Annotated in this window: 13 protein-coding genes and 1 tRNA gene; 6 read left to right on the top strand and 8 right to left on the bottom strand. The window is 72.4% G+C overall.

What is annotated here, in order from left to right; all coding sequences use genetic code 11:
- Nucleotides 1-25 precede the first annotated feature (25 nt).
- Nucleotides 26-460, bottom strand: a complete 435-nt coding sequence (locus tag ACFVQG_RS12570) for an ATP-binding protein (RefSeq protein ID WP_383380352.1) — start codon at nt 458-460, stop codon at nt 26-28.
- 164 nt (nt 461-624) lie between these two features.
- Here ACFVQG_RS12570 and ACFVQG_RS12565 point away from each other — a divergent pair, with 164 nt between their 5' ends.
- The 3 genes from ACFVQG_RS12565 to ACFVQG_RS12555 all read left to right on the top strand — a co-directional run bounded on the left by ACFVQG_RS12565 (nt 625) and on the right by ACFVQG_RS12555 (nt 2844).
- Entirely contained in the window at nt 625-1476 is an 852-nt protein-coding gene (locus ACFVQG_RS12565) for a helix-turn-helix domain-containing protein (protein ID WP_383380349.1), read from the top strand.
- 8 nt (nt 1477-1484) lie between these two features.
- Entirely contained in the window at nt 1485-1679 is a 195-nt protein-coding gene (locus ACFVQG_RS12560; protein ID WP_383380346.1) for a DUF397 domain-containing protein, read from the top strand.
- Between the two features lie 61 nt (nt 1680-1740).
- Nucleotides 1741-2844 (top strand): LLM class flavin-dependent oxidoreductase, encoded by a 1104-nt coding sequence (locus ACFVQG_RS12555; protein WP_383380343.1) that lies wholly within the window; start codon nt 1741-1743, stop codon nt 2842-2844.
- On the opposite strand, the gene ACFVQG_RS12550 is transcribed toward ACFVQG_RS12555, so the two are convergent.
- Nucleotides 2820-4673: a putative bifunctional diguanylate cyclase/phosphodiesterase gene (locus ACFVQG_RS12550; protein WP_383380342.1), complete on the bottom strand. Its 1854-nt coding sequence runs from the start codon at nt 4671-4673 to the stop codon at nt 2820-2822. The two genes, ACFVQG_RS12555 and ACFVQG_RS12550, sit on opposite strands and share 25 nt — an antisense overlap.
- 374 nt (nt 4674-5047) lie before the next feature.
- Between ACFVQG_RS12550 and ACFVQG_RS12545 the strand changes: the two genes are divergently transcribed.
- Nucleotides 5048-6481 carry a M6 family metalloprotease domain-containing protein gene (locus ACFVQG_RS12545; protein WP_383380340.1) on the top strand — a complete coding sequence of 478 codons (1434 nt, stop codon included), beginning with the start codon at nt 5048-5050 and terminating at the stop codon, nt 6479-6481.
- 69 nt (nt 6482-6550) lie between these two features.
- Here ACFVQG_RS12545 and ACFVQG_RS12540 read toward each other — a convergent pair.
- The 5 genes from ACFVQG_RS12540 to ACFVQG_RS12520 form a co-directional block, all read right to left on the bottom strand.
- Nucleotides 6551-6624: transfer RNA gene (locus tag ACFVQG_RS12540), tRNA-Lys, on the bottom strand.
- Nucleotides 6615-7154: a hypothetical protein gene (locus ACFVQG_RS12535; RefSeq protein WP_383380338.1), complete on the bottom strand. Its 540-nt coding sequence runs from the start codon at nt 7152-7154 to the stop codon at nt 6615-6617. Before ACFVQG_RS12535 ends, ACFVQG_RS12540 begins: the two co-directional genes overlap by 10 nt.
- Nucleotides 7155-7372: 218 nt before the next feature.
- Nucleotides 7373-7738, bottom strand: a complete 366-nt coding sequence (locus tag ACFVQG_RS12530; RefSeq protein ID WP_383380336.1) for a hypothetical protein — start codon at nt 7736-7738, stop codon at nt 7373-7375.
- A 109-nt stretch (nt 7739-7847) separates the two neighbouring features.
- The gene (locus tag ACFVQG_RS12525; RefSeq protein WP_383380333.1) at nt 7848-8579 is read right to left on the bottom strand and encodes a decarboxylase; all 732 of its coding nucleotides are present in this window, start codon (nt 8577-8579) and stop codon (nt 7848-7850) included.
- Between the two features lie 38 nt (nt 8580-8617).
- A complete protein-coding gene (locus ACFVQG_RS12520; RefSeq protein WP_383380331.1) occupies nt 8618-9430 on the bottom strand; it encodes an aspartate/glutamate racemase family protein in 813 nt (270 codons plus the stop codon).
- A gap of 235 nt (nt 9431-9665) precedes the next feature.
- Between ACFVQG_RS12520 and ACFVQG_RS12515 the strand changes: the two genes are divergently transcribed.
- Nucleotides 9666-10613 (top strand): D-2-hydroxyacid dehydrogenase, encoded by a 948-nt coding sequence (locus ACFVQG_RS12515; RefSeq protein ID WP_383380328.1) that lies wholly within the window; start codon nt 9666-9668, stop codon nt 10611-10613.
- Nucleotides 10614-10630: 17 nt separating this feature from the next.
- Entirely contained in the window at nt 10631-12016 is a 1386-nt protein-coding gene (locus ACFVQG_RS12510; protein WP_383380325.1) for an amidase, read from the top strand.
- A gap of 4 nt (nt 12017-12020) precedes the next feature.
- Here ACFVQG_RS12510 and ACFVQG_RS12505 read toward each other — a convergent pair whose 3' ends face one another.
- Nucleotides 12021-12515, bottom strand: a complete 495-nt coding sequence (locus ACFVQG_RS12505; protein ID WP_383380323.1) for a DUF3830 family protein — start codon at nt 12513-12515, stop codon at nt 12021-12023.
- Nucleotides 12516-12612 lie beyond the last annotated feature (97 nt).

The raw sequence follows: 12612 nt of genomic DNA, 5'->3' as shown, positions 1-12612 counted from the left end.
CCGCGGCGCGCCCCACGGCCCTTCGTCACGCCGTGCGGCGCGCCGCCCGTGCCGCGTCGCCCAGCTCGCACCACACGTACTTGCCCCGGTTGCCGTCCCTGGCGAGCGGCTGCCAGCCCCACACGTCGGCGCAGGCCCGGACCAGGGCGAGACCCCGGCCCTCCTCCCGCTCGGCCGCCTGCTGGAACGGCCGCGGCGGCTCCGGCGGAGACGGGTCCGCGTCCCACGCGCCGAGCCGCAGCACGCCGCTCCCCGACCAGCGCACCCGCAGCGCGGCGGGACCCTTGGTGTGCCGCACGGCGTTGGTCACCAGCTCCGTCGCCAGCAGTTCCGCGATGTCGACCAGGCGGACCAGGCCGTGCAGGGTGAGGACCAGCCGGAGGGTACGGCGGCAGACGGTGACCGCGCGGGGGTCGTTCGGGATGGAGAGGGAGTACTCCCACGGTTCGTTTTCGGGCATGCGGACTCCTCGTGGAGGGGGGTGGTGGAGTGGAGCGGAGTTTCGCAGAGTGTGCGCCGCGTCACTGACAGTAGGACCTAAATTTAGGTCCCTGCAAGTCGTTGCCGTAATCTTGCCCCCGAACGAGTTGCGCCTACGCGGCAGTTGAGGACGAGGGGAAGTCAATGGGGCGTCGCCTGCAGCCCACCGCACGTCACATGCGTTTGGGGCTTGAGCTGCGGAAACTGCGTGAGGCCGCAGGGCTCAAGGCGACCGAGGCGGCGAGCCTGCTCGGGGTGAACTCGGTCCAGATGAGCCAGATCGAGTCGGGCATCGCAGGAGTGAGCGAGGAGCGCCTGCGGCGGCTCGCCGCACACTACGCCTGCACGGACGAGCAGTTGATCGCCTCTCTCGTGGCGATGATCCCCAACCGGACGCGGGGCTGGTGGGAGGAGTACCGGGGCTCGTTGCCCAACCCCTACTTGGACCTTGCGGAGTTGGAGCACCATGCCCACTTCCGTTGGGACGTGGACTTCCTGCACGTTCCCGGACTTCTCCAGACCAGCGACTACGCCCGCGCCCTCTTCTCGTACATGAACCCCGAGTTCCCGGCGAGTGATGTGGAACTTCGGGTGGCGCATCGCATGAGCCGCAGAGTCATCATCGAGCGCGCGGATCCGATCCCGTACGACACGGTGATCCACGAAGCCGCGCTGCGCATCAGGGTCGGTGACCGCGCCCAGACCAGGGCTCAGTTGATCCGCGTTCTGGAGATCTCGGCCGCCGACCATGTCACCGTACGCGTCATCCCCTTCGACATGGACCGCTTCGCCGGGGCGGGCGGCGCCATGGTGTACGCGGGCGGCCCTCTCCCCAAGCTGGACACCGTCGTGCGCGACGGGCCCCATGGAACCGTGTTCATCGATGCCGAGGCCCAGCTCTGCCGGTTTCGAACACTCTTCCGTAGGTTGGAAAAGGTGTCACTCGATCCAGAGCGTTCCCGTGACTTCATCCACATGCTGGCGAAGGAGCTGTGAGGTCCTCGATGACGAACCTTGACACCTGGCAGAAGTCGTCCTACTCCGGCGGGGGCGAGGGCAACGCCTGCGTGGAGATCGCCCACCGCGGCCCCCACATAGCCCTCCGCGACTCCAAGCACCCGAGCCACCGCCACCTCACCCTCAGTACCTCATCCTTCACCGCCTTCATCCGTTCCCTGCGAACCCCCCACCAGGAATAACCCACCCCCACCTCCTGTTGGCACCCCCGCGACCGTCACCGCGACCAGGAGGCACCCCACCGTGACCACAGACGACCCAGCAGCAGAGATCCGGGGCACAGCGCAGGGCACCGCCCCCGTTCCCCTCTCCGTCCTGGACCTGGTCACCGTCGGGGCCGGGCGTACCGCCTCCGACGCGCTGCGTACCAGCGTCGCGCTGGCGCGCCTCGCGGAGAACCGGGGGTTCCACCGGTACTGGGTCGCCGAGCACCACTCCATGCCCGGCGTCGCCTCGTCCTCGCCCGCCGTGATCCTCGCGCACCTCGCCGCCCACACCGACCGGATCCGGCTCGGTTCGGGCGGCGTCATGCTGCCGAACCACGCGCCGCTGGTCATCGCGGAGCAGTTCGGGACGCTGGAGGCCATGGCGCCGGGGCGGATCGACCTCGGGCTCGGGCGGGCACCCGGTACCGACGGGGCCACCGCCGCCGCGCTGCGCCGCACCGACCGGCTGAACGAGGGAGCCGACGACTTCCCGGAGCAGCTCGCCGAGCTGACGCGGTTCCTCGACGACGACTTCCCCGACGGGCATCCCTACCGGCGTATTCACGCCGTACCCGGCCCCGTCCAGGCCACCTCCCCCGGCGGTGTGCAGTCACCGCACCGGCCGCCCGTGTGGCTGCTCGGGTCGTCCGGGTTCAGCGCGCGGCTCGCGGGGCTGCTCGGGCTGCCGTTCGCCTTCGCGCACCACTTCTCCGCGCAGAACACGATCCCGGCGCTCGACCTGTACCGGGAGACGTTCCGGCCGTCCGCCGTGCTCGACGAGCCGTACGCCCTCATCGGGGTCTCCGCGCTCGCGGCCGACGACGAGAAGGAAGCCCGGCGGCAGGTGCTCGCCGCCGCGCTGAGCATGGTGCGGCTGCGCACCGGGCGGCCGGGGCTGGTGCCGACGCCGGAGGAGGCGGAGGCGTACGACTTCAGCCCCATGGAGCGGGAGTTCGTCGGCTCCTGGAACGCCAACGTCGTCCACGGGACGGCTGACGAGGTCCGCGACGGGCTCGACGGGCTGCAGAAGCGCACCGGCGCCGACGAGCTGATGATCACCGCCAACGCGCACAGCGGTGACGTACGCGTGCGCTCCTACGAACTCATCGCCGACGCCTACGGGCTGCCCACCGCGGGCTGACCCACCGGCGAGCGCGACAGCAGCTCGGAGATGCGGTCCGGCGGCACCGGGCGGGAGTACAGCCAGCCCTGTCCGGTGTCGCAGCCGATCCGGCGCAGCCGGGTCGCCTGGGAGGACGTCTCCACGCACTCCGCGGTCACCGTCAGGCCCAGTCGGTGGGCCAGCTGGATCATCGCCTCGACGATGACCTCGTCCGCGCCGCTGCCACCGCTGTCCGGTTCGTCACCCTCGTACTGGAAGCCCCTGACGAAGGAACCGTCCAGTTTCAGGACCTTCACCGGCAGGCGGCTCAGGTACGCCAGGTTCGAGTAGCCCGTGCCGAAGTCGTCGATGGCGATGCGTACGCCCATGTCGCTGAGGGCCTGCAGGGCCTGCAGGGGGCGGCCCGCCGAGCCCATGACCGCGGATTCCGTCAGCTCCAGCTGGAGGAGTTCCGGGGCCAGGCCGGTCTCGGCGAGGATGTCCGCCACGTCCGCCACCAGGTCCGAGTCCCAGACCTGACGGACCGCCACGTTGACGCTGACGAAGACGGGCGGCTCGTCGGGGTTCTCCAGTTGCCAGCGGCGGGCCTGGTGGCAGGCGGTGGCCAGGACCCAGCGGCCGAGCGGGACGATCGCGCCGTCTTCCTCGGCCAGTCCGATGAACCGATTCGGCGTCAGTATGCCGAACTGCGGGTGGTCCCAGCGGACCAGCGCCTCCACGCCGCTCAGACGGCCGTCGGCCATGCCGACCAGGGGCTGGTACTCCAGCACGAACTCGCCGCGGTCGATCGCCGGGCGCAGGGTCGAGGCGAGGGCCTGCCTCGTCATGCGGTGGGCGTTGCGTTCGGGGTCGAACAGGGTCCAGCGGGCCTTGCCGTCCGCCTTCGCCCAGTACAGGGTCGTGTCCGCGGCCTGCATCAGGCCCGTCGCCGTGGTGCCCGCGGCCCGGCGTTCCACCACGCCGATCGACGCCGAGACGGACAGTCGCTGGCCCGCCAGGTCGAAGGGCTGCTGGAGGGCCGTGAGCACCGACTCGGCCAGGTCCGCGAGCTGTTCCGTGCCCGTCGAGTCCTCCACCAGCAGCGCGAACTCGTCGCCGCCGAGCCGTGCCACCAGCGGCGCGCTGGCGCGGGCGTAACCGGCCTCGTCGGCGCAGCGGGTGAGGCGTTCGGCCACGGCGGCCAGCAGGCGGTCGCCGACGCGGTGGCCGAGGGTGTCGTTGACCGCCTTGAAGCCGTCGAGGTCGAGGTAGCACAGGCCGATGCGGCCGGTGCCGCCGTGCTCGTAGGCGCCCGCCTCCACCGCCGCCGACAGGCGTTCGAAGAACAGGGTGCGGTTGGGCAGCCTGGTGACCGGGTCGTGCATCTGCAAGTGGCGCAGTCTCGCCTGGAGTTCGCGGCGGGCGCTGATGTCGGCGACGGAGAGCAGGACGCCCTCCTCGCCCCGCGGCAGCGGGGAGACCGTCACCTGCACCCACACCGAGTGGCCGTCCGGGTGCTTGATCCGGCGGGAGCAGCGCAGTCTGGCCTGACGGCCGCGCAGCACCTCGCGGTACGCGTGCCAGGTGCGGGTGTCGGCGGCCAGGTCGACCAGGTCGGCGGCGACCCGTCCGGCCAGCCGGTCCGGGCCGGTGCCGAGCAGCTCGCCGAGGGTGTCGTTGGCGCTGACCACCACGCCCTCGCGGTCGACGACCGCCATCGCCAGCGGCGCGGCCGTGAACGCCGACCGGAAGGGCGGCGCCGGTCCGTCTCCGGCGTCGGCACGAGGAGGCGCCTCGTGGTTACTTTCTGTCACGTCCGGCCCGATGAGGTCTGCCACGGGCGTCGGCCCTTCGGAGGTTCCGCTCACCGCTCGCTCCCGCAGTGCACTCGGTCTGCTCGGTCTCTGGTCGACCTCTCTCCGGCAGGAAATCCGACAGGAATTCCGGCAGGAAACTGTCAGGAAAGTGTGCCGATCATAGAGGTTGGGACCCTGGCCGTGCAGCCACTGTCCAGTGTCCGTCCAGTGTCGCGGACGACACCGTACTTCTGACAGATCGTTTCTGCCCGCGCCTGGGGGGCTTCCACCCTCCCAGAACCGATTGTGACGTTGCGTAAGCAGTTCGGGGGTGTCGGCTCGGACAAGGCCACCCTCACCCGTCCGATGCAGGCAAACAGGGCATACGACCATAAAGTCCCACAGGGTGGATGCGGAGTCCCCTCTCACCGCATCCGGAGGTCCCTGTGCAGGTGCCTGTGCCGCCGCAGCCGCAGTTCCCTCGCGGGGGACGCACAGGGCCCACCGGGCGAACTGGCCTCCAGCGGCTCACCGTACGCACCCGCACCGCGCTCAAGCGCCTCGGCCGGGCGGCCCTCAGACCCCGGCTGCGCAGTACCGCCGCCGTCTTCACCACCCTCTCCGCGCTCGCCGCCACCTCCGTCGTCACCGACCCCTCGGTGGCCGAGCCGCTGGAGGCCGCCCCCTGCGCCCTGCCCCGCACCGACGCCCACCACTCCGAGGGCCTCGTCACCTGGAACGCCGCCTATCCGCGCCCCAGCCGCCGCGCGGACGCGGTGATGGTCTTCCTCTCCTTCCCGGACTCCCGGCCGCTGGTGACACCGCGAGAGTTGGCCGCCGACCACTTCCCCGCCACCAGCCGCTTCTTCAGCCGGGCGTCGTACGGCCGCTTCACGCTGCGCGCGCATCCGCTGCGGCAGTGGATCCGGATGCCACGCCCCGCCACCGCGTACGCCATACAGCGTGACTGGAGCCCCGAGCACCGCGCCGCCTACCTGCGCGACGCCCTGGCCGCCGCCGACGGGCGGGTGGACTTCTCCCGCTACGACATCGTGTACTTCGTCGCCGACCCGGACGCGCCCGGTGTCGACTCCGACGCCACGAAGGTCGTCAACCTGGACGTACCGCTGCGCGCGGACGGCACCGCGATCCGCCGGGTCGTCACGGTGTTCGAGAACCATCCGCCGGACCGCCTGGTGCTCGCCCATGAGACCGGGCACGTCTTCGACCTCCCCGACCTCTACCACCGGCCCGTGGACGGCACCGGTGACTGGGACACGTATGTCGGGGACTGGGACCTGATGGGAAGCCAGTTCGGGCTGGCGCCCGATCTGTTCGCCTGGCACAAGTGGAAGCTGGGGTGGCTGGAGCCCTGGCAGGTGGTGTGCGTACCAGGACCGGGGGCGGGGACGGGGACCGGAACGGGGGCCGTCAGGGTCGCCGACGGGGGCGGGGCCGGGGTTTCCCGGTTGACCCTGGAGCCGCTCAGCGTGGGGCCCGGACTGCCGGTCACCGGTGCCGCGGGCGCGCCCGCCTTCGGGCTGGGCCGTGGCACCAAGCTCGCGGTGGTGCGCACCGGGCCCGACCGCGCCCTCGCCTTCGAGGCCCGCGCCCGGCTGGGCAACGACCGGTCGGCCTGCCGGGACGGCGTCCTCGTCTACCGGGTGCACAGCGGCGCCGAGTCGGGCGACGGTCCCGTCCAGGTGATCGACGCCCATCCGCACACCGAGGCCTGCTGGGAGAACTCCGTCTACCCGCCCCTCGCGGACGCCCCCGTCGCGCTCGGCGAGAGCTTCACGGTGCCGGGGGAGGACGTGCGGGTGGAGGTGGAGGGGCGGACGGTGGCGGGGGCCTGGACCGTGAAGATCACGCCCCGGTGAGGGGGCGGGGCATGGCGAAGGCGGGCATAGCAAAAGGCCCCTCGCTGGTGCGAAGGGCCTTCACTGTCGTGCGCCGCCAGGGACTCGAACCCCGGACCCGCTGATTAAGAGTCAGCTGCTCTAACCAACTGAGCTAGCGGCGCCTGCTGACGTCGTAGACCTTAGCACCCTGGTCGGCGGGGTGCGAAATCGATATCCGCACGGTCGCGCGGGCCGCCCGTACGGCCGCCCAGAGCAGGATCTCCGGGCCGGGCAGCCATGGCTCGCGGCTGTCGGGGGCGACCAGCCAGCGCGCGCCGCCGCCCGTCGGGGTCACCGGTTCCGGGACGGTCACCGCGTCGCCCGTGCCGTGGCACAGCAGCGGCGGGATGGCCGCCGTACGGCGACCGGCCCCGCCCCGGGTGCCCCACTCCTCCCAGGCCAGCAGTGCGGGCAGCCGCTGGGCCGTGCCGGGCGCGGCGAACAGCAGCGTCCGGCCCCGGAAGACCGCGACGGGTCCCGAGCCCGCGCCGTCCTCCCAGAGCCGGTCCAGCATCTGGCGCCCGAACAGGGCGGGCGCGCTCACCACGTCGAAGACGGAGCCGCAGGGCAGCACGGCCGAGCTGCGGCGATACGTTCCTGCGGAGGCGAGCCAGGCGGCGCCGTCCGGAGTGATCCGAGTGCTGCTGCTCATGGCGCATACATCTACCGGCTGTGCGCACACGACTCCGAGGAGTCGCGGGAAGTCGGGACAGCGGCGGGGGTGGACGGGTACCTTGCCCCTCCCGGTTGGACGGGGCGGCGTACTGTCGGCGCGGGCCAGATCGCGCGGGTCACGTCGCGCTCCGGCCGGACCGCGTCCGGGTTACCTCCTTCCGGCCCACGCCGCGCTCCGAGTAGCGTCCCCCCGCCTCACACCACGTCCGGATTCTGGCCCTCCCCGCCGCCCCGCATCAGGTCCCGGCCGAACTCGACCATCTTCTGCGCGTAGTCCTCGGTCCACTCGGCCCGCTCGGCGATGTCCGCGGCGGTCAGCCGGTCGAAGCGGCGGGGGTCGGCGAGCTGGGCCGCCGCGACGGCCTGGAACTCCATGGCCCGGTCGGCCGCCGCCCGGAAGGCCTGTGTCAGCTCCGTCGCGCGCGCCAGCAGCGCCCGCGGGTCGTCGATCGACTCCAGGTCGAAGAAGTGCTCCGGGTCGGAGGCCGCCTGCGCGGGCTCGAAGAGCAGGGGCGCGGGGCGTAGCCGCGGTTCGTTCCGACGCGGCGTGGGCTCCGCCATGTCTACTCCTCCTCGTACGGTTCCGGTGGCGCCGTCTGTGGGCGGGCCACCGTCCATTGTCCCGCGCCCGCGCAAGAGGGCCGGACCGTGGGAGAAGTCCGTACCGGAGTCAGGCCTGGACCAGCGGCTCCCGCGTGAACAGCGCACCGAGGGACGGCGCGTTCACGCGGCGGTCGGCCAGGCGCAGGGCCTCCCAGACGGTGACCTGGTTGGCCGTGAGGACGGGCTTGCCCAGGTCCTTCTCCAGCGCGGGCAGATGGGCGGCGGTGTGCAGCGCGGTGTCGGGCATCAGGACCGCCTGCGCGTCCGGGTGGTCGGCCGCGCGGGCCAGCGCGGACACCTCCGCCTCGCCCCAGGTGCCGACCTCGGCCGCGGTGATGATGCCCGAGCTGTGCACGGCGACGACCTCCAGGCCGCCCGCCCGCAGGAAGTCGGCGAACAACCGCGCCACGTCCTCCGGGTACGTCGCCCCGATCGCGACCCGGCGCAGCCCCAGCTCCCGTACCGCGTGCACGAAGGCGAAGGACGTGGACGAGGCCGCCATGCCCGCGGTGCGGGCGAGGGCGCGGACCTGTTCGTGGGCGCCCTCCCAGCCGTGCACGAAGCTGCCGCTGGTGCAGGCCCAGACCACCGCCTCGGCGCCGGTCAGCCGGAGTTCCTCGACGCCGGACGCGAGCCGCTCGGGCGAGCCCATCTCGCGCAGGGCGTCGACGCGGTGCGCGTCCTCGCCGATGTCGGTGTGCACCAGGTCCACCCGGATGTCGCTGCCCAGGAGCTGTTCGATGCGTGGATAGTCGTCCTCGGCGGAGTGGCCCGGGTAGAGGAATCCCAGCGCTGTCATGTCCACCCTTCCTGCAGTCGTCGTCCTGCTTTTCCCGCTCATTCCGGCGCTTCCGGGACTTCCGGCGCTGACGACACCTCCGGTACGTCCGGCAGTACCGGCCCACCGCGCGCCGCCGGGTCCGTCAGCGTCTGGTACGGCCCCACGGCACGGGTACCCAATCGCCGCAACGCCGCCCACATCGTCACTTGGTTGGCCGAGATCACGGGGATCCGCAGCTCGGCCTCCAGTTGCGGGATGACGTCGTAGGTGGGCAGGTTGGTGCAGGAGATGAACAGTGCCTCCGCGGTGCCGGGGCGGCTCACCGCGCGGCGCGCCATGTCGGCGACCTCGCGGTACCGGACCTTCCAGATGTGCCGGGTCAGACCCATGAAGGCACAGCCCGCGACCGTGACCCCGGCCTGTGCGACGTACGCCTCCAGGGATCGGGTCACGGAGACGGTGTACGGCGTCACCAGCGCGATCCGGCGCACGCCCAGCTCGCGCAGCGCCTCCAGCAGCGCGCCCGAGGTGGTCACCGCGGGGACGGTGCCCGCGCGGGTCATCGCCTCGCACATCGCGCGCTCGCCCGCGAGGCCGCCGACGAAGCTGCCGGAGGTGCAGGCGTAGGCGACCACCTCGGGGGCGACGGTGATCAGGGTGCGGACCGCCTCGCCCAGCGTCTCGTGCTCGCTGACCAGCCGCGCCAGGTCGAGGCTCACCTCGACCGGCACGTACGGGGTGCGGGTCACATGGAGGGAGACGTCGTCCGGAACCCAGCGCCACAGTTCGCGGTCGAGCGCGAAGTCAAAAGGGGCTACGACACCGATCCCCCGCTGGGGGCCAGGTCCGCCGAGAAAGGTGATGTCCATAGCAACGCACCGGCCTTACGCTGCGGGATGAGATGACGACGGACCGTGCGCAACGGCCGTGTTGACGAAGGTAGGTTCCGGTGCGAGCGTGGTCAATCCGCCCGCGTCACCACCAGGTCAACACCTGGTTAATCTCCGATACAAGGGTTCGTGCCGGATTTTTCCGGCTGACACCCCTTCACCGCTTTCGCCCCCTCTCATCCCCTCGCCCTTCGGCCCGGAGGCACCCCCGCCGATGACCACGCCCACCCTTCTCGTCCTGGACGCCGAACCGCTCCCCCGCCTCGGGCGGCTCACCGGCCGGGTCCGGGTCGAGCACGCGGACGAGGCCACGCTCGCCGAGCGGCTGCCGTCCGCCGATGTGCTGCTGGTGTGGGACTTCGCCTCGCACGCCGTCCGCAAGGCCTGGCCCGGCGACGGGCCCCGGCCGCGCTGGGTGCACACGGCGAGCGCGGGTGTGGACCATGTGATGTGCCCGGAGCTGGCCGCCTCCGACACCGTGGTGACCAACGCGCGCGGCATCTTCGACCAGCCCATCGCCGAGTACGTCGCCGCGCTCGTCCTCGCCATGGCCAAGGACCTGCCGCGCACCTGGGAACTGCAGCGCGAGCGGACCTGGCGCCACCGGGAGGGGCAGCGGGTCGCCGGGACGCGGGCGGTGGTGGTCGGCTCGGGGCCGATCGGGCGGGCGATCGTGGCGCTGCTCAAGGCGCTCGGGGTGACGACGGCGCTGGTCGGCCGTACGCCGCGCGCCGGTGTGCACGGCCCGCGGGACCTGGACCGGCTGCTCGCCCGCGCGGACTGGGTGGTCGCGGCGGCGCCGCTGACCGAGGACACCCGCGGGATGTTCGACGCCCGGCGGTTCGGGGTGATGCAGCCGTCCGCGCGGTTCGTCAACATCGGCCGCGGCGGGCTGGTGGTCGAGGACGCGCTCGCGGAGGCACTGGCCAAGCGGTGGATCGCGGGCGCGGCGCTGGATGTCTTCGAGGAGGAGCCGCTGACCCCCGACAGCCCGCTGTGGGAGGTCCCGGGGCTGCTCGTCTCCCCGCACATGAGCGGGGACACGGTCGGCTGGCGCGATGAACTCGGGGCGCAGTTCGTCGAGATGTACGAGCGCTGGGCGGCGGGCAAGTCGCTGCCGAACGTCGTCGACAAGCAGCGGGGATACGTACCCGGACACTGAGCACGCCTGGAGGGTGGATGACGGACCGCGACCTCACCGAGATGACCGCCGTACGGCTCCTGGACGGGTACCGCAAGGGCGAGTTCAGCCCCGTGGAGGTGGCCCGGGCGGTGCTGGAGCGGGCCGGGCGGGCGCAGTCGGAGGTGAACGCCTTCGTGCGGATCACCGGTGAGGACGCGCTCGCGCGGGCCCGGGAGTCGGAGCGGCGGTGGCGGGACGGTGAGCCGTGCGGGCGGCTCGACGGGGTGCCGGTCACGGTGAAGGACATCCTGCTGATGCGGGGGCACCCGACCTTGCGGGGGTCGCGCGCCGTCTCCGCCGACGGTCCCTGGGAGGAGGACGCCCCGTCCGTGGCGCGGCTGCGGGAGCACGGTGCCGTCTTCCTGGGCAAGACGACGACGCCGGAGTACGGCTGGAAGGGCGTCACCGATTCGCCGCTGAGCGGGGTGACGCGCAACCCGCACGACCCGTCCCGTACCGCGGGCGGTTCCAGCGGGGGCGCGGCGGCGGCCGTGGCGCTGGGGGCGGGGCCGCTGGCGCTGGGCACGGACGGCGGCGGGAGCGTGCGCATCCCGGCGGCCTTCTGCGGGATCTTCGCGCTGAAGCCGACGTACGGGAGGGTGCCGCTGTATCCGGCGAGCGCGTTCGGCACGTTGGCGCACGTGGGGCCGATGACGCGGGACGCGGCGGACGCGGCGCTGCTGCTGGATGTGATCGGGGTGCCGGACGCGCGGGACTGGTCGGCGCTGGGTCCGGCGCCGGGGTCGTACGAGAGCGCGCTCGGCGGTGGGGTGCGCGGGCTGCGGGTGGCGTACTCGCCGTCGCTGGGCGGGCAGGTGGCGGTGGCGCCCGCGGTGGCGGCGGCCGTGCGGGGGGCGGTGGCGCGGCTGGCGGAACTGGGCGCGCATGTCACCGAGACGGACCCCGATCTGGCCGACCCGGTGGACGCCTTCCACACGCTGTGGTTCAGCGGGGCGGCCCGGGTGACGCAGCGTCTGGGGGCGCGGCAGCGGGAACTGCTCGATCCGGGGCTGCGGGAGATCTGCGAGCGGGGGGCCCGGTACTCCGCGCTGGACTATCTCGCCGCGGTGGACGTCCGGATGGCCCTCGGCCGCCGGATGGGCCGCTTCCACGAGTCGTACGACCTCCTCGTCACGCCGACGCTGCCCATCACGGCGTTCGAGGCGGGCGCGGAGGTGCCGAAGGGGTCCGGCCAGCACCGGTGGACCGCGTGGACGCCCTTCACCTATCCCTTCAACATGACCCAACAGCCCGCCGCGAGCGTCCCGGTGGGCACGGACGGGGACGGGCTCCCCATCGGCCTGCAACTGGTGGCCGCCCGCCATCGTGACGACCTGGTGCTGCGCGCGGCGCACGCGCTGTACGAGGCAGGGGTGGCGTGAACGGTCAGGCCCGGCGGAAGCTGAGCGTCTCCCCGGCCGCGCCCGAGCGCCACAGGTCGTTGCACGCCTCCGCCATCGCGTCCAGCCCGTCCACGACCTGCCCCCAGACGATCCCCGGCACCCACCCCACGTCCCCGTTGAGCAGCAGGTTGTTCCGCTCGTAGAAGAGGGCGAGGTCGACGAGCGTGGCGCCCGGGGTGACCTGGCGGTCGTAGCCGTAGGCGCGGGTGCCCAGTTCGGCGCCCGCGAAGGTGAAGTAGCACAGGTCGCCGGGGATGGGGGTCACCGTCGGGTTCTCCAGCGGGGGCTCCGCGGGGGCGAACGGGGGGAAGAGGGCGTAGATCTCGTTGCGGGCGTACTTGGCGTGGTAGACGTCGCCGCTCAGCGGGAGGGCGTCCCAGACGGCGGCGCAGGTGATCGGGGCGCGGTCGTCGAGGAGCCGGGCGGTGCAGCGGACGTCGCGCTTGGCGAGGGAGATTTCCAGGAAGCGTTCGGCCATGCCCTGAACCCTCCCCGGCCGTGGGCGCTCCTACCCTTCCCCGCTCCCCGGGCACAGCCGTCCCACCCCCTCCGTCGCGCGACACGAAAAGGTCTCG

The organism is Streptomyces sp. NPDC057877, assembly GCF_042796855.1.
In the GTDB taxonomy this organism is placed as follows: Bacteria; Actinomycetota; Actinomycetes; order Streptomycetales; family Streptomycetaceae; genus Streptomyces.
This window is presented reverse-complemented; position numbering and strand designations above follow the sequence as displayed.

Excerpts from the sequence above, each read along its gene's own strand:
- ACFVQG_RS12570 (WP_383380352.1), bottom strand. The coding sequence starts at position 460 with ATGCCCGAAAACGAACCGTGGGAGTACTCCCTCTCCATCCCGAACGAC.
- ACFVQG_RS12565 (WP_383380349.1), top strand. The coding sequence starts at position 625 with ATGGGGCGTCGCCTGCAGCCCACCGCACGTCACATGCGTTTGGGGCTT.
- ACFVQG_RS12560 (WP_383380346.1), top strand. The coding sequence starts at position 1,485 with ATGACGAACCTTGACACCTGGCAGAAGTCGTCCTACTCCGGCGGGGGC.
- ACFVQG_RS12535 (WP_383380338.1), bottom strand. The coding sequence starts at position 7,154 with ATGAGCAGCAGCACTCGGATCACTCCGGACGGCGCCGCCTGGCTCGCC.
- ACFVQG_RS12530 (WP_383380336.1), bottom strand. The coding sequence starts at position 7,738 with ATGGCGGAGCCCACGCCGCGTCGGAACGAACCGCGGCTACGCCCCGCG.
- ACFVQG_RS12525 (WP_383380333.1), bottom strand. The coding sequence starts at position 8,579 with ATGACAGCGCTGGGATTCCTCTACCCGGGCCACTCCGCCGAGGACGAC.
- ACFVQG_RS12520 (WP_383380331.1), bottom strand. The coding sequence starts at position 9,430 with ATGGACATCACCTTTCTCGGCGGACCTGGCCCCCAGCGGGGGATCGGT.
- ACFVQG_RS12515 (WP_383380328.1), top strand. The coding sequence starts at position 9,666 with ATGACCACGCCCACCCTTCTCGTCCTGGACGCCGAACCGCTCCCCCGC.
- ACFVQG_RS12510 (WP_383380325.1), top strand. The coding sequence starts at position 10,631 with ATGACGGACCGCGACCTCACCGAGATGACCGCCGTACGGCTCCTGGAC.
- ACFVQG_RS12505 (WP_383380323.1), bottom strand. The coding sequence starts at position 12,515 with ATGGCCGAACGCTTCCTGGAAATCTCCCTCGCCAAGCGCGACGTCCGC.